The sequence below is a fragment of the Flavobacterium sp. AJR genome, from assembly GCF_002156885.1.
In the GTDB taxonomy this organism is placed as follows: Bacteria; Bacteroidota; Bacteroidia; order Flavobacteriales; family Flavobacteriaceae; genus Flavobacterium.
Window position 1 is genome coordinate 1 of sequence record NZ_NCWQ01000066.1, and the last position, 18,085, is coordinate 18,085.

Sequence of the window (18,085 nt, forward strand, 5' to 3'; positions counted from 1 at the left end):
TCCGTTTTCTTCTTTCTTATCAATCTTTCAAGGAACTTTCCGTTATTTAGCGGGGTGCAAATGTAACATCCGTTTTCCATTCTCACAAGCTTTTCGAAATCTTTTTTTTTTTAGAATTTTATTTCTAATTTGATTCGTCTTGCCTGTCAGTATTTAAAGGAACGTTTGTCGTTGTTGCGGGTGCAAAACTACCACCTTTATTCAGTTAAACAATACTTTTTAGAGAGTATTTTTTGTTTATTTCTAGACTTATTCCTTAACACTCTGACAATATTAAGTTTACATTTTAACAAAATTTACTATTTTTAAGTATTTTCTGATACAATTTATCATTTCGACAAAAATAACTATTCAAAAAGTATCAATTTTGCGAGGTTTACATTAAAACGGGGTATTTTTTAATAACTCACCTGCATAAATCTTCTTTATATCTATCCTAAAAGAAGAAATCAAGAGATTACCTTCCTTAAAACAACTAACAAAACCACTTTCCTTAACCTAATACTATAGCCATCACAAAAACCAGGGTTTTCTTTCCCTATAAAGCACCGCTTATCTGGCAAACCTGCTCTCCTAGCCCTGATAGAAGCGGAAATCCTTTTATGCCGTGGTTCGGCATAAAAGATTGGAGTGAATAGCAGGATTAAGCTCCTTATAAAAATCTACTCCTATATATAGTATAAACTTATACATATATATTGTATGTATTTTTGTAATCCACTATATTTGCATTCATAAAATTATAAACAATGATTAAGATTACTTTGCCCGATGGGTCAATTAGAGAGTTTGCTGCTGGCGTAACTCCTATGGAGGTTGCGAAAAGCATTAGTGAAGGATTCGCCCGAAACGTGATTTCGGCATCTTTTAATGGTACAACTATTGAAACCGAAACTCCTCTGACGACGGATGGTAGTCTTATTTTATATACATGGAATGATGCTGAGGGTAAAAAAGCTTTTTGGCATTCGACTTCGCACGTAATGGCTCAAGCTCTTGAGGAACTTTTCCCTGGGATTAAATTAACTCTAGGACCTGCTATCTCTAATGGTTTTTATTACGATGTTGATTTTGGTGACCAAAAGATATCTGATGCTGACTTTAAAAAGATTGAAGATCGTGTTCTTGAAATTTCAAGAGGTAAACATGAATTTAAAATGCGCCCTGTAAGCAAAGCTGAAGCTTTGGAATTATACAAGGATAACGTATACAAGACTGAGTTAATCTCTAATCTTGAAGACGGAACAATAACGTTTTGTGATCATGCTACTTTTACTGACTTATGCCGTGGTGGTCATATTCCGAATACTGGAATCATCAAAGCTATGAAGGTTATGAGTGTTGCAGGTGCTTACTGGAGAGGTGATGAGAAAAACAAACAATTAACTCGTGTTTATGGAACGTCTTTCCCTAAACAAAAAGATTTAACTGAATATTTAGAACTTCTTGAGGAGGCGAAACGTCGTGATCACCGTAAATTAGGTAAGGAGCTTGAATTATTTGCTTTCTCTCAGAAAGTTGGTCAAGGTTTACCTTTATGGCTACCTAAGGGTGCTGCTTTACGCGACAGACTTGAGCAGTTTTTAAAGAAAGCTCAGAAAAAAGCAGGTTACGAACAAGTAGTTACTCCGCATATTGGACAAAAAGAGCTATATGTTACTTCTGGTCACTATGCTAAATATGGTGCTGATAGTTTCCAGCCTATTCATACTCCTGCTGAAGGGGAAGAGTTTTTGCTAAAACCAATGAACTGTCCTCATCACTGTGAGATTTACAATGTAAGACCTTGGTCATATAAAGATTTACCTAAGCGTTATGCTGAATTTGGTACTGTATATAGATACGAGCAATCTGGAGAATTACATGGATTAACTCGTGTACGTGGGTTTACTCAGGATGATGCTCATATTTTTTGTACTCCGGAACAATTGGACGAAGAGTTTAAGAAAGTAATTGACTTGGTTCTTTACGTATTTGGTTCTTTAGGTTTTGAAAACTTTACGGCTCAGATTTCTTTACGTGATAAAGAAAATAGAGACAAATATATTGGTAGTGACGAAAATTGGGAAAAAGCAGAGAATGCGATTATCAATGCTGCTGCCGATAAAGGCTTAAACACTGTGGTTGAATATGGTGAAGCTGCTTTTTATGGTCCTAAACTAGATTTTATGGTTAAAGATGCTTTAGGAAGGCAATGGCAACTAGGAACTATCCAGGTTGACTATAACTTGCCTGAGCGTTTTGAATTGACTTACAAAGGAGCTGACAATGAATTACATAGACCTGTAATGATTCACAGAGCACCTTTTGGTTCTATGGAACGTTTTATTGCAATTTTGCTAGAACACACAGCAGGAAATTTCCCACTTTGGCTCATGCCTGAACAGGCTATAATCTTGTCTTTGAGCGAGAAATATGAAATATATGCTAAAAAAGTTTTAGATTTGCTAGAAAATCACGAAATTCGCGCCCTAATTGACAACAGAAGTGAGACAATAGGTAAGAAAATTAGAGATGCAGAAATGCAAAAACTACCGTTTATGCTAATCGTAGGTGAGGAAGAGGAGAAAAATGGAACTATTTCTATCCGTCGTCACGGTCAAGAAGGTAAAGGAAATATTACAGTTACAATTGATGAATTTGTCGCAATTGTAGACGAAGAAATAAAAAAGACATTAAAAGTATTTACAGTTTAACTTAAATTATAAAGTCATAGCAATAAGAAGCAACAGAGGTTACCAACCTCGCGTAGAAAAAAAAGATGCACACAGAATAAACAATCTTATTCGTGTTCCTGAAGTACGCCTTGTAGGCGAAAACATAGAGCCTGGGGTTTTTAAAATAGCCGAAGCTCTAAGATTAGCTGATCAATTCGAATTAGATCTAGTTGAGATTTCGCCAAATGCAGAGCCGCCAGTTTGTAAAATCATGGATTACAAGAAATTTGTTTACGAACAAAAGAAACGTGATAAGGCACTGAAAGCAAAATCAACACAAGTTGTGGTGAAAGAAATTCGCTTTGGTCCTCAAACTGATGAGCATGATTATGAGTTTAAGAGAAAGAACGCTGAAAAATTCCTGAAAGAGGGTGCTAAATTAAAAGCATTTGTATTCTTTAAAGGACGTTCTATTATCTATAAAGATCAAGGTCAGATTTTACTATTAAGATTGGCTACCGATCTTGAAGAGTACGGTAAAGTAGAAGCTATGCCAGTTCTGGAAGGAAAGAGAATGATTATGTTCATTGCTCCGAAGAAGAAAAAATAATTATTTGCTATAAGCAATAAGTCTTAAGCTTTAAGCAAACTGTTATTGTAAACTTTTGCCTAAAGCTTAAGCCTAAAGCCTAAAGCTCTTGAAAATATAAGTAAGTAAGAATAAATTAAAACACTAGGAAAAATGCCTAAAATGAAAACAAAATCTAGCGCCAAGAAACGTTTTAAAGTTACTGGTTCTGGAAAGATTAAAAGAAAGCATGCTTTTAAAAGTCACATCTTGACTAAAAAATCTAAAAAACGTAAATTAGCTTTGACACATTCAGCGTTAGTTCACAAAACAGATATGAAAAGCATCAAACAACAATTAAGAATTATCTAATAATTCTTTAGGTTAAAAAATTTAAAAATAACCTTGGAGTATGGCCGATAAGTTCCCTTGATTAAATTCGGGACGCCATCTACAAAAACACATAAAAATTATGCCAAGATCAGTAAATTCAGTTGCTAAAAGAGCAAGAAGAAAAAAGATAATGAAGCAAGCCAAAGGTTTCTTTGGTAGACGTAAAAACGTTTGGACAGTTGCTAAAAATGCGGTAGAGAAAGCAATGTGCTACGCTTACCGTGACAGAAAAGTGAATAAGAGAAATTTCCGTGCTTTATGGATTCAACGTATCAACGCTGGAGCTAGATTGGAAGGAATGTCTTACTCTCAATTCATGGGGAAAGTAAAAGCTAACGGAATCGAATTGAACCGTAAAGTTCTTGCAGATTTAGCAATGAATCACCCAGAAGCTTTCAAAGCAGTACTTAACAAAGTAAAATAAACGTTTTATAAACTCAATTTATATTACTTACTTATATAAAAGCCCAATCTTACGATTGGGCTTTTTGTTTTTAATATCGTGCTATAAAAAACTTAGTTCTATTATTTATTAGCTATTTATCCTATTCAATTTTTGCTGTATAGGAAGAAATAGTTGTTGTACCTGAATCATTCTTGACTACATAAATACCTAATATATTATTTTTGTATACGGTATTAGCACTTGTGATATTTGAATCTGGAAATTCAATATCTATCCAATTCGCTTCTCCAAATGTTCCATCAGAATTTCGATTTACGTAAACAAATGATGCTCCACTACCCTCTCCGTTTATAGTTACCCAATCGGCAGCCAAATTATAGCCTTTATTGGAAGAAGCTGTAATACCTTCAAAATGTGTAATTATCGACATGGTTGTTTCGTTTTTATAACTAAACGATTTTAAATTACTTATTTGTTTTGTTTTAGAATCATAATCGACCAGAAATGCCTGACTCAGTTTTCCAAATTTAGGGCTAGTATAACCACCTGTTATTGTATAACTATTACCTCCGTTATGCCAAATACCATACAATGTATTGGTTAATGAATCTGGTAATTTAAATTCTGTATATTCTTTTGTATTAATATCATATAGAAATGCATATCCATTCTTATCATTTTCTACATCATAATTCCCAACTGCAATTCCTTCCATTATACTATGAACGAATACATTATTTGTATTCCCTCCGTTTGGGGTTACTGGTGTCCATATTCCTGAACCATCAAGTGGTCCTTCATAATAAAATCCAAGATTTCCGCTTGGGAATCCTCCACTTGATGTTGTTATCTTATAAGATCCAACAATTTGTATATTTCCGTTAGTTCCATTATTAGGCCCATAACAAGAGGTATTGGTAACTATCTCTGAAGCTGTACTTGGAAAATTAATGACATGCCATTTTCCTGCATTACCATTACCTAATAGCTTCCCTTCATAAATCAGCCCCTGAACAATGCTATTTTGTCCTAACAAACTTGCTGTTATGTAAACATTTTCAGATTCTGAAACTCCTCTTATTCCTTGTATTGTTGTTTGTCCATTTGGATTATTAAAATCCATATAACTAACTGTGTTTACTTCTTGTTTTAAATTTTGTGACATAATGTGTGTTTTTAGATTATTTATCTGTTTGCCCTTTTACATTACTATGTCGCTAAATTATTTTTAGTTGAATTTTACAGTATTAAAGACATCTGTAGGTGCATTTACCCAAAGTTTGTCTACTTCGAGCTGATGTAATTGCTCTTCTAATTCCATTCTTATTTCGCTATATCCTGGATCATAAGCAAGATTGGTAATTTCTAATGGATCATTTACTAAATCGTATAGTTCGTATTGTTTGAAATAAGCGCTTGAGGCATCGAAGTAATAATCGAATTTCCACTTTTCTGTTCTTATGCATCGAATGCGATTAGCTGCTTTTACTATTGCCCAATTACTATTTGACCCTGCCTTAATATCATCGTATGTAAATAAAATGCTTTCCTGAACTGGTGTTCCATCCTCTATTATTGGCAATAAGCTTGTACCTGCAAGTCCTGTAGGTGGATTTGATACATTGGCGATTTCTAGCAATGTAGGCATGATATCTGCCAAGGTTGCCAATGCCATAGATTTTTTAGTTTCTTTATCCTTAAATAAAATAGGATTAGATATTACAAGTGGGACTCTTAATGCTTCTTCGTAAGCTACAAAGGTTTTCTGACGTAAACCTCCATGTGCTAATCCCATTTCTCCATGATCTGATGTTAATGTTACAATTGCGGTATCTGCTAATTTATTTCCGTTTTCATCTTCTTTGTATAATTCTTTAATTAGGTAGCCAATTTCTTTGTCAACATGACTTAGCAAATATCCATAAAAGTTAATATAATTTAATTTTTCTTCTGGTGTTACTATTGCTCCTAAGCTAAGTGCCATGTTAATTAAAATTTGTTCTTGTGCCATCGGTTTCTTATTCTCCAGCAAATTTTCGTTTACTGTTACTGGTAGTTCAATTTCTCTACCTGACCAACTATCTGGATGGTATCCTGAAGTACCAGCAGATTTTGGATAGGCTAAAACATCGTGTGGATTAACTAATGAAAGGATCAGACAATATGGTTTATGATCTCCTGCTGCTCTTCTTGTTTTTACTTCTTTCAAATATTGTATTGCTTCTGCAGTATATCGTGCATCATGATTTGCATATCCTCCACCAAAATTCAACGGATTTACATCTTCCCCTGCATCTGGAGCTATCCAGCCCATTGCCCCAAATAATGAAATATCGGCTGGTGTTAAATCATCATAATTGGTCTTTGTACCATTGGGAGCAACTCCTTTACTCATATGCCATTTCCCTCTGTATTGAACATCATATCCATCTGCCCAAAGTACATTCATAATATTTGGTAAAGTGTTATCGAGTGTTGGTTCTTGTGGCGATAAAAGTCCTCCTTCTGTTAATGTCTGACTAACGCCATGCTTGGCAGGATACATTCCTGTAAATAATGTAGCCCGACTTGGGGAACACATACAGGTATTGCAAAAAGCTCTATCGAAACTAAATCCGTTTTCTTTAAGAAATGTAAGTGTTGGAAGATTTTTCTCTTCCCAACCTGGTGGAAAATGTTGTGTTGCTCTTTGCTCATCTGTAATGATAAGAATCATGTCTGGCTGTTGACCAATTTGTTCTAGTTGCATTTTAAAGTCCATTGAATATCGTTTTAAATTATTAAATAAAAAATGTAATTACGTATGTACCGTTTTGATATAATCGTTAATCAATTTGAAAATCAGCTCTTTGGATAACTTATTTTTAGTTAGGTATTTGCTTTCTAATTGTATGATTGAGTTTATATACTCTCAATGATATTTGCTTATTCATGAATCTTTTTCATGATATCCAATTAGGTCAGAATAAAAGAACAATAATAAAAGAACTTATTTAAACGTATAAACACCTGTTTTTCAGAAAGTAAAACAAACAAAAAAAGCCAATCTATCGATTGACTTTTTTGCTTTAGGCTGATATTGTGACTTTATGTCAAAACTTATTTCTCATCCTTTTCTAGAATATGTTTATCTATCATATACTGTGTAATTGGTCTTAATGTCTTTCCTGTTTCTGGATGTAATCCTGGAGCTGTAAAATACTCATAATTACCATCGAATGACTTCCCATACCAAATACATGGCTTTCCCATTTTAAAAAAACTTGTAGTATCACAAGCTTCAATTTTTTTAAAATTAGAAATCAACCCTTCTTCTTTCTTCATTACTATAGGACTTAGTAATGTCATTGTATTTGAAACATTATCACACGGAACTTCTTCATAATGGTCCTTATTCCAAACCATACAATTTTCATCTTCATTAAAACTCCAGATTGCAAATGACCCGCTCAATATAAAAATACTTGTCAATAAGATTAAATATGGTTTCTTAATAGGTGGAATTGGCTCATTTGACTTTCCAACAAAAGAATTAATCTGAACATCTTTGTTGACAAATGGAGATTCATTCTCTTTTTTGATAGGTGCTGAAATCTCACTCAAACCAGATTTTGGTGTATTTGTAACCAATTCTTCTCTTAAAAACCTATTATATGGTCTCTTCTCAAAATCTACCAAAATTGCTGCCAATTCAATTCTCGCACTATTATCTGATTCTTTCTCTCCTGTCAAAAAAGAAATAATAGGTCGGAATTTTGCAATTTCAAATCTCTCTATAGCTCTCCTTAAATCCTCCCCTTCTTTTGTGTTTAGAAAAACTCTAAATGTTTTTTCATCATTTACTGATAGTGATTTATCAAAAATAATTAAACATAAGTTTCGCAATTGCGCAGGTGAAAGATTCAGCAAAATACCCGTAGGTTCTTCCAATTTATAAGTTTGGTATTTTGCTTTTATAGCATTTTTATATTCTTCAAAAGTAATTTTACTCATAAGCATTTATCGGAATTATTAAACATTTTGCAGCAATCAGCAGTATTGTCAGCATTACTGGAATTTCATCTCAATGCCCCGCCAAAGCTGTCATTTCTTTGCCTCAGAATTAGTTACCGGTTTAATCTGCAGGTTAAAACAAATGTACAAAACTAGTTCTTTAAAAAAGTGCGTAAAACCGTAAGACCGAGTTTATCCGGGAAGTATAAATAAAAATCATACTGTTTCTACACGCTTTACTTCCCTCTAAAAATCAAAAGAACATTCCGCCAGAAGCGGTTTGAAAATCAGTTCAAAATTCCGATTTCAGAAATCGGATGGGGCGACTTATGTCAAATTTTAAAAATAAACTAAGATGAAAAGAATTATAGCAATATCGTGTTTTGTATTAACTAGTATCGTATTTGTATCATGCACTAATGATGATGATGAAACAACAAGCAAAAGCAAATTAAATGTTTCTGCAGATGCTCCAGATGAAACTGGAGGTGGGGCAAATGGACAAACTCCAATTCCTCCACCAAAACCATAATAAATTTCTTAATTAAATATCTATCTCAATTTAATTAATTTTCAGTATTTTCGGGAAATGAAACTTCAAAAAGTCCATTTCCCGATTTTTATTTTTGTCGTAATCCTATTGTTTTCTTGTAAAAAAGAATCGAATATAATTATCAAAACTAAAATCAATACTGAATACAGTAATTATTTAGCATTAGCCGATAAACATTTTAATGACAAAACTTATGACAGTGCTTTTTATTATTATAACAAATCCAAATTAGTATGTAATGTCAATGATAATGAAAAAATAATTTACTCATTATTAAAAATGGCAGTTACTCAACAAATACAAGGTGATTATTTTGGGAGTGAAACGAATGCCACTGAAGCAATCCCATATTTTACAAAAACAACAAATTTTTATTATAAGTGTGCAGTATATAATATCCTAGGTATTAATTATGAAAGGTTAGATGAATATGATGATGCCATTTATAATTATAACCAAGCTATAAAATATGTTGAAGTCGATCTTCCTAAATATGTAATCCAAAATAATATTGCCGTTGCCTATATGGGGAAAGCCGACTATACCAAAGCATCTAATATACTTAACCATTTAAACCAAGAAAAAAACATTGCTGATGATCCTGAAAATCATGCAAGAATACTAGATAACTTAGGGTTTTCTTATTATAAATTAGGAAATTCTAAAGCTGTAGAATATATAAATAAATCTATAGGAATAAGAAAAACCATAAATGATGATTTTGGAATAACTACTAGTTATATGCGTTTTTCAGAATTATACTCCGATAAAAAACCTCAACTTGCGAATGAATACGCGAATTTAGCTTATCAAAAAGCTACTAAAGTCAACAACGTTGACGACCGTTTGGCATCATTAAAATTAATAATAAAAAATTCAAGCGGTAAAGAATTAAAGGACAAGACTCTTCTCTTCTTAAAAATTAACGACAGCATTACCAAAGCAAGGCAAAAAGCAAAGAATCAATTTGCAAAGATAAAATATGATTCTAAAAAAGATCGCGAAGAAAATCTCCATTTAAAAGCCCAAAAAGCAGAAAATGCTTTACAATTAGAAAAAGCAAAAAATAGAAATTTAACCTTATATATTGTAGTTGGATTTGTTTTGGGTTCACTTTTGTTTCTTTATTACTATTTAACTACAAAAGGAAAACGAGAAAAGACTGCTGCTATTTACGAATCTGAAACTAGAATTTCGAAAAAACTACATGATGAACTTGCTAATGAAGTGTATCATACCATAGTTTTGGCAGAGACAAAAGACTTATCTACAGATGAAAATAAGGAAATCCTCCTTTCAAATTTAGATACTATTTATTCTGGAACTCGAAATATATCCAGGCAAAACAGTACGATAGATACTGGAGAAAACTTTGAAAGTGAATTAAAAGAAATGTTATCTAGCTATAACGGAAGTAATGTAAACGTAATTATTAAGGATAATAATGATATTAATTGGTCTAAAATTGAATCTGAAAAGAAAATCGCAATTTATCGGGTATTACAAGAATTGCTTGTTAATATGAAAAAACATAGTCAATGTAGTTTTGTTATTATTGGTTTTGAAGAAAATGATAAACAAATACAAATAAGTTACTCTGATAATGGAGTTGGTTTTGGTGAAAAAATGAATTTAAGAAATGGTCTTAAAAATGCGGAAAACCGTATTCAAAGCATAAAAGGAACTCTTACTTTTGAATCTGAGCCTAACAAAGGGTTAAAAGCCAAAATTTCATTTCCAAAATAATATAAGCATATGTTTACAAAAGTTTTAATAGCCGAAGATATAGATTTTAATGATATTGCAGTTGTACAAGTTCTCCAAGAACTAAATGTTCCCGAAATAGAATATGCTAAATATTGCGATGATGCTTTACTTAAAATAAAAAAAGGTCTCCTTGATAATCATCCTTATCAATTATTAATAACTGATTTATCCTTTAAACCTGATCATAGAGAAACTAATCTAAATTCGGGCGAAGAACTTATTGCTGCTGTAAAGCTATTATTCCCTGAAATAAAGATAATTGCGTTTTCCATTGAAGATAAAGCCTATCGTATAAAGTCTCTATTCGATAAATATAATATCAATGGCTTTGTAATGAAAGGTCGTAATAGTATCCCTGAGTTAAAGAAAGCGATACAGAATACTTTCGATACGGATAAGAAATATCTTCCTCAAGAATTAAACTATATTCTTCAGGATAAAACGACTAATGAGATAGACAATTATGATATTCAACTTATTAAATATCTCTCGATAGGTGTTTCTCAGGATAGTATGGAAGCTAAATTTAAAGAAGTTGGTATTACTCCAAATAGTAAAAGTACAATTGAAAAACGCATTAATAAACTTAAAGTCTACTTTAAAGCCAATAATCCAACACATCTTGTGGCAATTGCCAAAGATTTGGGCTTAATATAAACTCTCCTTTTGTTTCATTTACTTTCTTTACGGATTTCCGTAAGGATACTCTATTGCCGATTTATAAGTTTGGCTTTCCAAAACTTATTTTATGAAGAGCAATTATTTTATACTTCTGTCAAAAAAATGTTTGACAAGAAGTATCTCTCCCAAAAACAAAATTATACTTAAAACAACTCTTCTTTGTTTCTTACTATCTTTTGGTATAGCACTTTTAGGTGCTATATCGGGATATATTGATATAGATTGGAAGTTACTTTTCATTCCAGCAATACTGGCTTTTCTAATCGTACTACTCATACTTGCAATTATAAATAGATACAAAAAAGTATAAATCTATTTTAAATGCTTTTCCCAATCCTCTTCTAGTTATTACCGTACTACTTCAAAAGCAAGACAATTTTATTTTTATCTATTATTTTTCTGAATACGGGAAACCGTAATAAACTGTTTTACAATGGGCTTAAGTTTGTTAAAGAAAAACAACCATACACTCATTCCTAATAATAAATGATATGATAAACGATTTGAAGAAATTTTTAAATGAAGAACAAGATCCTAAAGCAGTTGAGAAACTACTGTCAAAAGTTAGTGGTCTACTCACCTCTGGGGAGCAAATAGAATATGTTGCTGTACAAAAAAAGCCTGCACTAAACCTATCTCCAGATTGTATTGCATTAACAAATAAAAGAATAATATTCTGCAGACCACGAAATTTAGGCCTTTCAATGGATTTTCAAGATTATGCTTGGAAAGACATTCTCGATTGTCACATGAAAGAAGGTATCATGGGAGCAACTTTCTCAATGAAAACAATCAAAGGTAACGTTAATATGCTCGATTATCTTCCTAAAGCTCAAGCAAGAAAATTATATCAGTTTGCTCAGGAAAAAGAAGAAAACATGATTGAATACAGACGTCAACATGATCTTGAAACTAAAAGAGCCATTGCCGGAGGCGGTATTATCGTCAATGCAGGAACAGCAATGCCGCAAAATGTAGAAACAAAAGAAGATCCATTAGAAATATTGCAAAAATTAAAAAAGTTATTAGATGGTGAAATCATTACACAAGAAGAATTTGATATCAAAAAAACTGAAATAATATCTAAAATGTAAATTATGAAAAGTAAACTAACAGCAACAATATTGACTTTCTTTTTGGGAGGAATTGGAATTCATAAATTTTATCTAGGAAAATCTACACAGGGCATACTATACATACTCTTTTGTTGGACATTAATCCCTTCCATATTAGCCTTTTTTGAATTTTTCGGATTGTTATTCATGTCTGACAATTCATTTAATATGAAATATAATAATGTTTTTTAAAAGAATTTAAAATATGGAAATATATACAAATAAAAACGGTCAGTCTGGAGTAAAATCATATGAAATAGGAGCTGATTATATTACAGTAAAATTCAACAGAACTGCAAAACCATACAAATATAGTTATTTAGGAAAAGCTGGATCTAAACACGTAGAGAACATGAAACACCTTGCGATAAAAGGCGCTGGGCTAAACAGTTACATAAATACTCATGTGAAATTTAAATACGATGTTTTTTAATTAAAATATTTTAGAGGTTAAAAAATAAGTAAACTATGAAAAAGACAATACTTTTTCTTAATATACTATAAGTAAAAATGAAGAAAACCACTACTCACCTTATAATTTGCAGTCTTTCTTTAGCATTTTTGGGATGTAAAAATGGACATTCTAATGGACAACCTAAGGTAGGAAAAAACGAACCTCAAGCGTTTTACAAAGAAGTAATTACTCCTGACGATGTAAAATCCATCACTCCCGAAGAGGCCAAAACGTACCATAAAGATATTAATTACCAGTACGAATATCGTACTGGTATATCTGGTAATTATGAATATACTTATGACGTAAATGGTTATGACCAAGATGGTAATTTAGTCACTGGAATTATAAATATTGAAAATAAATATGGGGCTGGGATAATCATAAATAATAATGACGAAGAAATTGATATAAAAGCAGAATGGATTGGTTATGGAAGATTAAAAGCTACTGACGAAAACGGAAATGAATACAATCTGGTTGCAGATTAATTTGAGATAATACTAAACAAAAAAATATGAAGGTCATTACATTAATCTTATTTATTACTCTTACCTCTTTTAGTCTGGTACAAACCAGTGTATATGTATGTGGTGCGAGTGGTGCTAAAAAATATCACTACAAAGAATCTTGTCGTGGCTTAAGTTCTTGTAAACAAGAAATCACAAAGCTTACTTTAAAGCAAGCACAAGGATATGGTTTAACACTTTGCGGTTGGGAAGACTAGATAACTCTAGGATAATCTTTATATTTGAAAATTAATCCTTACGAATGAAAATCCCATTTACTGCCCTATTTTTTATATTCACTTCATTACTTTTTTCCCAAACAAAAATTCTTTCATGGAATATCCAAAATTTTGGTAAATCAAAATCTGATCAAGAAATTAGTTTTATTGCTAATACAATTAAAAATCATGACATTATTGCAATTCAAGAAGTTGTTGCAGGCTATGGAGGTTCACAAGCTGTTGCGAGATTAGCCGATGAACTTAATCGAAAAGGTGCTAAATGGGATTACTCTATTAGTGATCCAACAAGCAGTAGTGCATACAAAACAGAACGGTATGCTTTTATTTGGAAAACAAGTAAAGTAAAATTAAAAGGTAAACCTTGGCTTGAAAAACAATACGAGCGACAAATAGACCGTGAACCTTATTATGCTACTTTTGAAAAAGATGGCAAAAGTTTTACTGTAGTTAGCTTTCACGCTATTACAAAAAGTAAACAACCTGAAACGGAAATTAAATATTTCAAGTTTTTACCTCAACAATATCCGAATCTAAACTTGATTTTTGTGGGTGATTTTAATTGTCCGCAATCACATACTGTTTTTAATCCTTTGAAGAAAATGGATTATCAACCAATTTTAGAAAACCAAAAAACATCCTTGAAACAAAAATGTTTTAATACCCAATGTTTAGCTTCTGAGTTTGATAATATATTTTATCAAACATCAAAAATTATAGTAAAAAGCAAAGGAATAATTCATTTTTACAAAGATTTTAATTCCATGAAAGAAGCTCGAAAAATATCCGATCATATCCCAATATGGATGGAATTTTCTTTAAATTAGAATTATGTTTTTAACTTTTTCTTTTTGGCAGCTGGAAATAATACGTTGTTAAGAATTAAACGATACCCTGGGGAGTTTGGATGTAAATCTAAAACAGTTGGTGGATCACCTACTTTGTGTTGGAAATCTTCTGGGTCATGTCCCCCAAAAAAAGTAAACATTCCTTTTCCTTTTTCGCCATGTAAATATCGTACTTCCCCATTAATCTCACATGTACCCATAACTAAAGCACTTGATTTTACAAATTCTGCATCAAATGAAGTTGTTTGTCCCATAAATCCTTTTACTAATTGTGTATGATTTTGACATAACATACTTGGTATTGGATCCCATTTTGCCGAAAACTCCATTAAAGTAAAATAATCCTTCTCCATTGGCACTCTCCTTTTTGGTGTCATATCAATATCCGAGAATTCATATATCTCTGGTTTACGTTCTAAAGTAAAGTCTCTAAAAGCAAATGAATTAGCATAATTTAACTTAGATTGATAATTTGGCTCGCTCGCATCTCCATCAAACATTGCTTCACAAATATCTACTCCATCTGCAGCCAGAGCTATATCAAAACTATCTGTTGCCGAACACATTGCAAACATAAACCCTCCGCCTATTACAAAATCTCTAATTTTTTTTGCGACTGCTCCTTTTTCTTTAGATACTTTATCATATCCTAATTTAGTTGCTAATGCTTCAGCATCTTTCTTTTGTTCTATATACCAAGGTGCATTTTTATAGGCTGAATAAAACTTCCCATATTGTCCTGTAAAATCCTCATGATGCAAATGTAACCAATCATACAATAATAATTGATCGCTTAGAACCTCTTCATCATATATTGGGGTAAAAGGAATTTCTGCATATGTTAATACTAAGGTAACTGCATCATCCCAAGGCTGTTTTCCTTTGGGTGTATAAACTGCTATTTTTGGAGCTTTCTCAAGAATTACTGTTTCCATATTCTGAGAAGGACTTGAAATTTCATTTAAAATAGAATTCTCTTCGCTATCTGAAAGTACTTCAAAACTAACTCCTCTAATTTTACATTCTTTACGAATTTCTTCTGTATCGGGTAACAAGAAGGAACCTCCACGATAATTAAGCAACCAGCTCGCTTTGTAATTTTTGTTTAAACACCAATACGTTATTCCATACGCTTTTAAGTGATTTTGCTGTGTTGTTTCGTCCATCGGAAGTAAAATAAACGAAGCTCTTCCATTAAATGATAATAAAAAGAAGAGAACATAAGCAATATAATATTTCATTTTAAATCTATTTTTATTTTAGTCTATTCTTATACAAGACTAAACAATTATTGGTTTTCTATAAAAACACGTATAAACACGCATAAATGTAAGGATAACTCTAGCTAAATTTGTTTTTATTAAATAATTAACAATTGACCATGAAAACCCATACAATGAAACTTAATGAAGCAAATAACAAACCTAGGCTTACAAATTTAATTCGAAAAATAGGAGCTTGTTTATTGATACTAACCATTATTTTATATTATGTTTTATCTATCCAGTTCTTAGCTAGTAGCGGAAGTAATTAAAAAAGTTAATTTGTAAGTACTGCAATGTCATTTTGAATAGCATAAACTACTAATCCAGCTGTATTTCTAGATTCTGTTTTAAGCAATAAATTATTTCGATGCCCTTCTACCGTTCTGGGACTAATAAAAAGTTCTTCTGCAATTTCAGCTGTACTTTTTTGCAAGCAGATTAATCGTAGCACTTCTATTTCACGAGAAGAAAGAAAATTTGTATCTAAATTGCATCTGGTGCTTTTAGCAGCTTTTCCTATTTCATGTATAATTTTAAGTACTTTATCATTATAATAGTACCCTATTTTACTCACCTCATTAATTGTAAAAATTAAATCCTTTGGAGTAGCATTCTTTATTAAATAAGATACTGCTCCAACTTGTATCATATTTGCAACAAAAGATTTGGTATCATAACTCGTTAAAGCAATGACTTTAATTTCCGGAAATTTTCTATGAATAATTTTAGTAGACTCAACTCCATTTAAAATAGGCATTTTTAAATCTATAATGACAATGTCGGGTTGGTCACTAGATCTTTCCAAAAATGAAATTAGTTCGGTTCCATCTGAAGCCTCAAAAATGACTTCTAAATTTTCTTCTCTCTCCAATAAAAATACTATTCCTTTGCGAAATAAAATTTCGTCATCAACTAATATTATTTTTACTGTAGTTTTCATTTTGTTTATCAGGAATATCAATAATTAGCTTACTACTTTAATGAATTAAAAACAGACAATTGCAAAACAAGTAATTTATCTTACGAAAATACAAAAAATGTAAACTTAAATAGCCATTAATCTGGTTTAAAAAGTAAAAACTACTGAAATTCCTCTATTAATAGCTGATTCTACATTCAAATTTCCATTTAGAAAAGAAACTCTACTTTCGATATTCTTCATCCCAAGTCCTTTTTGATTTTCTGAGTTCTTAGAATCAAATCCAATTCCATTATCAGAATATATTCCTTTTTTGATTCCATTTTCTTCTTCAAAAGCAATCGAAATCTTGGTAGCCTTACCGTGTCGTAATGAATTATTCATGAGTTCTTGCAAAATTCTAAAAATATGCAAGTGCCTATCTTTATCATTTTCATCAAACTCAATATCATTTTGATAATCTATTGATATGGTCTTGCTACTTTCAAACTCCAGACATAACTCTTCTATACCAGCATGCAATCCAAATTTTTCTAATACGGGTGGAAATAATCCATGGGCAATTTTTCTGGAACTATCTAAAGCTTTAGCAGTTAGATTAATAATATTTCCTGTAATTTCGGCTATCTCGCTTTCTGTTAAATTTGGTGTGTTTAATAAGTGGCTATTTAATGAAACAACATTCAGTTTCGAACTAATATCATCATGTAAGTCTTGTGCTATTCGCTTGCGCTCTTCTTCTTGAATAATAATTACTGCCTGTACTTGCTCTTTTTGGTACTGAATTTCTAAATCCTTTTTTTCTAATTTCTCTTTTATTATTTTTTTTCTCGAAAAATAAAAAAACATAACAAGAACAACTCCCATTAAAACAAAAGCCAAACAACTAAATATAATTGTAGCTACAATTTCACTTTCAGAAATCGGATTAGAATTCATAGGTATTTTGGGGTTTTCGCTTATTAAATATATACAAATTTAACAATTCAAATATATCTTATTTTATCTGGATAATTTTAATGAGGAATTAAATATGTTGTAAAATAAAAAATCTTCATCAAAACTTAAGTCCTGACGAAGATCATTTATTTATAATGGCTATCCCTTATAATAAGAATCACACTTATCTGAATGTAAAATCTTGTATAATTTACAAAGTTAGTTTACAAGATTATTTTTTTTAGAAAAACTCTTCTTCCATTCAATTAAAATAAATAATTGAAAGATAATGTACAATATATAATTTATACGCGAAGGTAATTTATAATATTTTGAACTTAGCGTTATTGATAAATTGCCCACTAAAAATAAAATAGTACTCCCTAACAAATAAAACAAAATCCCTACGTTGATATAATAAAATACTCTTTTATCATTCAACATATTATATAAATGAAATGTTGCATAAATTATTAATAAAAAAGAAGTAATAAATATTTCATATAAATTGAATTTAAAAAACAAATCGGGTCTTACGCTATATTGTATAGCCAAACTTAATAGTGTCAAAACACAAGTAATTCTGATTATTCTTTTTTGAAAACTGTCTTTTATTAGATTATAATAAAAAAGAGCCAGCATTAGAAATTGTCCGATAAAATAAAAATGTGATAAAAACAGATTATTCATACCTAATTTACTTAAAACTAACGTACTAATCTGAACGCATACAATAAAGAAAAGATAAGATGTAAATATCACATACGTTTTTTGTTGCT

General features: G+C 31.3%; 21 protein-coding genes. 14 read left to right on the top strand and 7 right to left on the bottom strand.

Annotated features, from left to right (window positions below):
• Positions 1–749 precede the first annotated feature (749 nt).
• The 4 genes from thrS to rplT all read left to right on the top strand — a co-directional run bounded on the left by thrS (position 750) and on the right by rplT (position 4,042).
• On the top strand, positions 750–2,696 hold the full coding sequence (thrS, locus tag B8T70_RS16830; RefSeq protein ID WP_039116434.1) for a threonine--tRNA ligase: 1,947 nt from the start codon (positions 750–752) through the stop codon (positions 2,694–2,696).
• A gap of 16 nt (positions 2,697–2,712) precedes the next feature.
• Complete coding sequence (gene infC / locus B8T70_RS16835; protein WP_369827407.1) at positions 2,713–3,267, top strand: translation initiation factor IF-3; 555 nt, start codon at positions 2,713–2,715, stop codon at positions 3,265–3,267.
• A gap of 132 nt (positions 3,268–3,399) precedes the next feature.
• Positions 3,400–3,597 carry a 50S ribosomal protein L35 gene (gene rpmI / locus B8T70_RS16840; protein WP_022827375.1) on the top strand — a complete coding sequence of 66 codons (198 nt, stop codon included), beginning with the start codon at positions 3,400–3,402 and terminating at the stop codon, positions 3,595–3,597.
• 100 nt (positions 3,598–3,697) lie between these two features.
• The gene (rplT, locus tag B8T70_RS16845; protein WP_035633036.1) at positions 3,698–4,042 is read left to right on the top strand and encodes a 50S ribosomal protein L20; all 345 of its coding nucleotides are present in this window, start codon (positions 3,698–3,700) and stop codon (positions 4,040–4,042) included.
• Between the two features lie 121 nt (positions 4,043–4,163).
• Here the strand turns inward: rplT and B8T70_RS16850 are convergent, their stop codons facing one another.
• The 3 genes from B8T70_RS16850 to B8T70_RS16860 all read right to left on the bottom strand — a co-directional run bounded on the left by B8T70_RS16850 (position 4,164) and on the right by B8T70_RS16860 (position 8,017).
• Positions 4,164–5,189, bottom strand: coding sequence for a hypothetical protein (locus B8T70_RS16850; RefSeq protein WP_086895570.1), 1,026 nt, complete (start codon positions 5,187–5,189; stop codon positions 4,164–4,166).
• Positions 5,190–5,252: 63 nt separating this feature from the next.
• Positions 5,253–6,785 carry a sulfatase-like hydrolase/transferase gene (locus B8T70_RS16855; RefSeq protein WP_086895571.1) on the bottom strand — a complete coding sequence of 511 codons (1,533 nt, stop codon included), beginning with the start codon at positions 6,783–6,785 and terminating at the stop codon, positions 5,253–5,255.
• Positions 6,786–7,123: 338 nt separating this feature from the next.
• Positions 7,124–8,017: a hypothetical protein gene (locus B8T70_RS16860; RefSeq protein WP_086895572.1), complete on the bottom strand. Its 894-nt coding sequence runs from the start codon at positions 8,015–8,017 to the stop codon at positions 7,124–7,126.
• 355 nt (positions 8,018–8,372) lie between these two features.
• Here B8T70_RS16860 and B8T70_RS23915 point away from each other — a divergent pair, with 355 nt between their 5' ends.
• From B8T70_RS23915 to B8T70_RS16870, 3 genes are read left to right on the top strand one after another with little or no spacing between them, the layout of a single operon-like run.
• On the top strand, positions 8,373–8,549 hold the full coding sequence (locus B8T70_RS23915; RefSeq protein ID WP_165763228.1) for a hypothetical protein: 177 nt from the start codon (positions 8,373–8,375) through the stop codon (positions 8,547–8,549).
• Between the two features lie 57 nt (positions 8,550–8,606).
• Entirely contained in the window at positions 8,607–10,316 is a 1,710-nt protein-coding gene (locus tag B8T70_RS16865) for a hypothetical protein (RefSeq protein ID WP_086895573.1), read from the top strand.
• A 9-nt stretch (positions 10,317–10,325) separates the two neighbouring features.
• Complete coding sequence (locus B8T70_RS16870; RefSeq protein WP_086895574.1) at positions 10,326–10,994, top strand: response regulator; 669 nt, start codon at positions 10,326–10,328, stop codon at positions 10,992–10,994.
• A 102-nt stretch (positions 10,995–11,096) separates the two neighbouring features.
• Here B8T70_RS16870 and B8T70_RS16875 read toward each other — a convergent pair whose 3' ends face one another.
• The gene (locus tag B8T70_RS16875) at positions 11,097–11,294 is read right to left on the bottom strand and encodes a hypothetical protein (protein ID WP_039116443.1); all 198 of its coding nucleotides are present in this window, start codon (positions 11,292–11,294) and stop codon (positions 11,097–11,099) included.
• Between the two features lie 215 nt (positions 11,295–11,509).
• On the opposite strand from B8T70_RS16875, the gene B8T70_RS16880 reads away from it, so the two are divergent.
• The 6 genes from B8T70_RS16880 (at position 11,510) to B8T70_RS16905 (ending at position 14,162) form a co-directional block, all read left to right on the top strand.
• Positions 11,510–12,112: a PH domain-containing protein gene (locus B8T70_RS16880; RefSeq protein WP_086895575.1), complete on the top strand. Its 603-nt coding sequence runs from the start codon at positions 11,510–11,512 to the stop codon at positions 12,110–12,112.
• Between the two features lie 3 nt (positions 12,113–12,115).
• A complete protein-coding gene (locus B8T70_RS16885; RefSeq protein WP_086895576.1) occupies positions 12,116–12,325 on the top strand; it encodes a TM2 domain-containing protein in 210 nt (69 codons plus the stop codon).
• A 13-nt stretch (positions 12,326–12,338) separates the two neighbouring features.
• Complete coding sequence (locus tag B8T70_RS16890; RefSeq protein WP_086895577.1) at positions 12,339–12,566, top strand: hypothetical protein; 228 nt, start codon at positions 12,339–12,341, stop codon at positions 12,564–12,566.
• Positions 12,567–12,643: 77 nt separating this feature from the next.
• Complete coding sequence (locus B8T70_RS16895) at positions 12,644–13,078, top strand: hypothetical protein (RefSeq protein ID WP_242667505.1); 435 nt, start codon at positions 12,644–12,646, stop codon at positions 13,076–13,078.
• Between the two features lie 26 nt (positions 13,079–13,104).
• The gene (locus B8T70_RS16900) at positions 13,105–13,314 is read left to right on the top strand and encodes a hypothetical protein (RefSeq protein ID WP_086895578.1); all 210 of its coding nucleotides are present in this window, start codon (positions 13,105–13,107) and stop codon (positions 13,312–13,314) included.
• A gap of 44 nt (positions 13,315–13,358) precedes the next feature.
• Positions 13,359–14,162 (top strand): endonuclease/exonuclease/phosphatase family protein, encoded by an 804-nt coding sequence (locus B8T70_RS16905; protein ID WP_086895579.1) that lies wholly within the window; start codon positions 13,359–13,361, stop codon positions 14,160–14,162.
• A 2-nt stretch (positions 14,163–14,164) separates the two neighbouring features.
• Here the strand turns inward: B8T70_RS16905 and B8T70_RS16910 are convergent, their stop codons facing one another.
• The gene (locus tag B8T70_RS16910; protein ID WP_039116456.1) at positions 14,165–15,424 is read right to left on the bottom strand and encodes a hypothetical protein; all 1,260 of its coding nucleotides are present in this window, start codon (positions 15,422–15,424) and stop codon (positions 14,165–14,167) included.
• Between the two features lie 140 nt (positions 15,425–15,564).
• Here B8T70_RS16910 and B8T70_RS23920 point away from each other — a divergent pair, with 140 nt between their 5' ends.
• Entirely contained in the window at positions 15,565–15,717 is a 153-nt protein-coding gene (locus tag B8T70_RS23920; protein WP_165572134.1) for a hypothetical protein, read from the top strand.
• A 5-nt stretch (positions 15,718–15,722) separates the two neighbouring features.
• Here B8T70_RS23920 and B8T70_RS16915 read toward each other — a convergent pair whose 3' ends face one another.
• Both B8T70_RS16915 and B8T70_RS16920 read right to left on the bottom strand, forming a co-directional pair.
• Positions 15,723–16,388, bottom strand: coding sequence for a response regulator transcription factor (locus B8T70_RS16915; RefSeq protein WP_039120432.1), 666 nt, complete (start codon positions 16,386–16,388; stop codon positions 15,723–15,725).
• Positions 16,389–16,514: 126 nt separating this feature from the next.
• Positions 16,515–17,306 carry a sensor histidine kinase gene (locus tag B8T70_RS16920; protein ID WP_086895580.1) on the bottom strand — a complete coding sequence of 264 codons (792 nt, stop codon included), beginning with the start codon at positions 17,304–17,306 and terminating at the stop codon, positions 16,515–16,517.
• Positions 17,307–18,085: the final 779 nt, after the last annotated feature.

Coding starts and splice junctions, on each gene's coding strand:
- thrS (WP_039116434.1), top strand. CDS start 750: ATGATTAAGATTACTTTGCCCGATGGGTCAATTAGAGAGTTTGCTGCT.
- rpmI (WP_022827375.1), top strand. CDS start 3,400: ATGCCTAAAATGAAAACAAAATCTAGCGCCAAGAAACGTTTTAAAGTT.
- rplT (WP_035633036.1), top strand. CDS start 3,698: ATGCCAAGATCAGTAAATTCAGTTGCTAAAAGAGCAAGAAGAAAAAAG.
- B8T70_RS16850 (WP_086895570.1), bottom strand. CDS start 5,189: ATGTCACAAAATTTAAAACAAGAAGTAAACACAGTTAGTTATATGGAT.
- B8T70_RS16855 (WP_086895571.1), bottom strand. CDS start 6,785: ATGGACTTTAAAATGCAACTAGAACAAATTGGTCAACAGCCAGACATG.
- B8T70_RS16860 (WP_086895572.1), bottom strand. CDS start 8,017: ATGAGTAAAATTACTTTTGAAGAATATAAAAATGCTATAAAAGCAAAA.
- B8T70_RS23915 (WP_165763228.1), top strand. CDS start 8,373: ATGAAAAGAATTATAGCAATATCGTGTTTTGTATTAACTAGTATCGTA.
- B8T70_RS16865 (WP_086895573.1), top strand. CDS start 8,607: ATGAAACTTCAAAAAGTCCATTTCCCGATTTTTATTTTTGTCGTAATC.
- B8T70_RS16870 (WP_086895574.1), top strand. CDS start 10,326: ATGTTTACAAAAGTTTTAATAGCCGAAGATATAGATTTTAATGATATT.
- B8T70_RS16875 (WP_039116443.1), bottom strand. CDS start 11,294: ATGAGTAGTACGATTAGAAAAGCCAGTATTGCTGGAATGAAAAGTAAC.
- B8T70_RS16880 (WP_086895575.1), top strand. CDS start 11,510: ATGATAAACGATTTGAAGAAATTTTTAAATGAAGAACAAGATCCTAAA.
- B8T70_RS16885 (WP_086895576.1), top strand. CDS start 12,116: ATGAAAAGTAAACTAACAGCAACAATATTGACTTTCTTTTTGGGAGGA.
- B8T70_RS16890 (WP_086895577.1), top strand. CDS start 12,339: ATGGAAATATATACAAATAAAAACGGTCAGTCTGGAGTAAAATCATAT.
- B8T70_RS16895 (WP_242667505.1), top strand. CDS start 12,644: ATGAAGAAAACCACTACTCACCTTATAATTTGCAGTCTTTCTTTAGCA.
- B8T70_RS16900 (WP_086895578.1), top strand. CDS start 13,105: ATGAAGGTCATTACATTAATCTTATTTATTACTCTTACCTCTTTTAGT.
- B8T70_RS16905 (WP_086895579.1), top strand. CDS start 13,359: ATGAAAATCCCATTTACTGCCCTATTTTTTATATTCACTTCATTACTT.
- B8T70_RS16910 (WP_039116456.1), bottom strand. CDS start 15,424: ATGAAATATTATATTGCTTATGTTCTCTTCTTTTTATTATCATTTAAT.
- B8T70_RS23920 (WP_165572134.1), top strand. CDS start 15,565: ATGAAAACCCATACAATGAAACTTAATGAAGCAAATAACAAACCTAGG.
- B8T70_RS16915 (WP_039120432.1), bottom strand. CDS start 16,388: ATGAAAACTACAGTAAAAATAATATTAGTTGATGACGAAATTTTATTT.
- B8T70_RS16920 (WP_086895580.1), bottom strand. CDS start 17,306: ATGAATTCTAATCCGATTTCTGAAAGTGAAATTGTAGCTACAATTATA.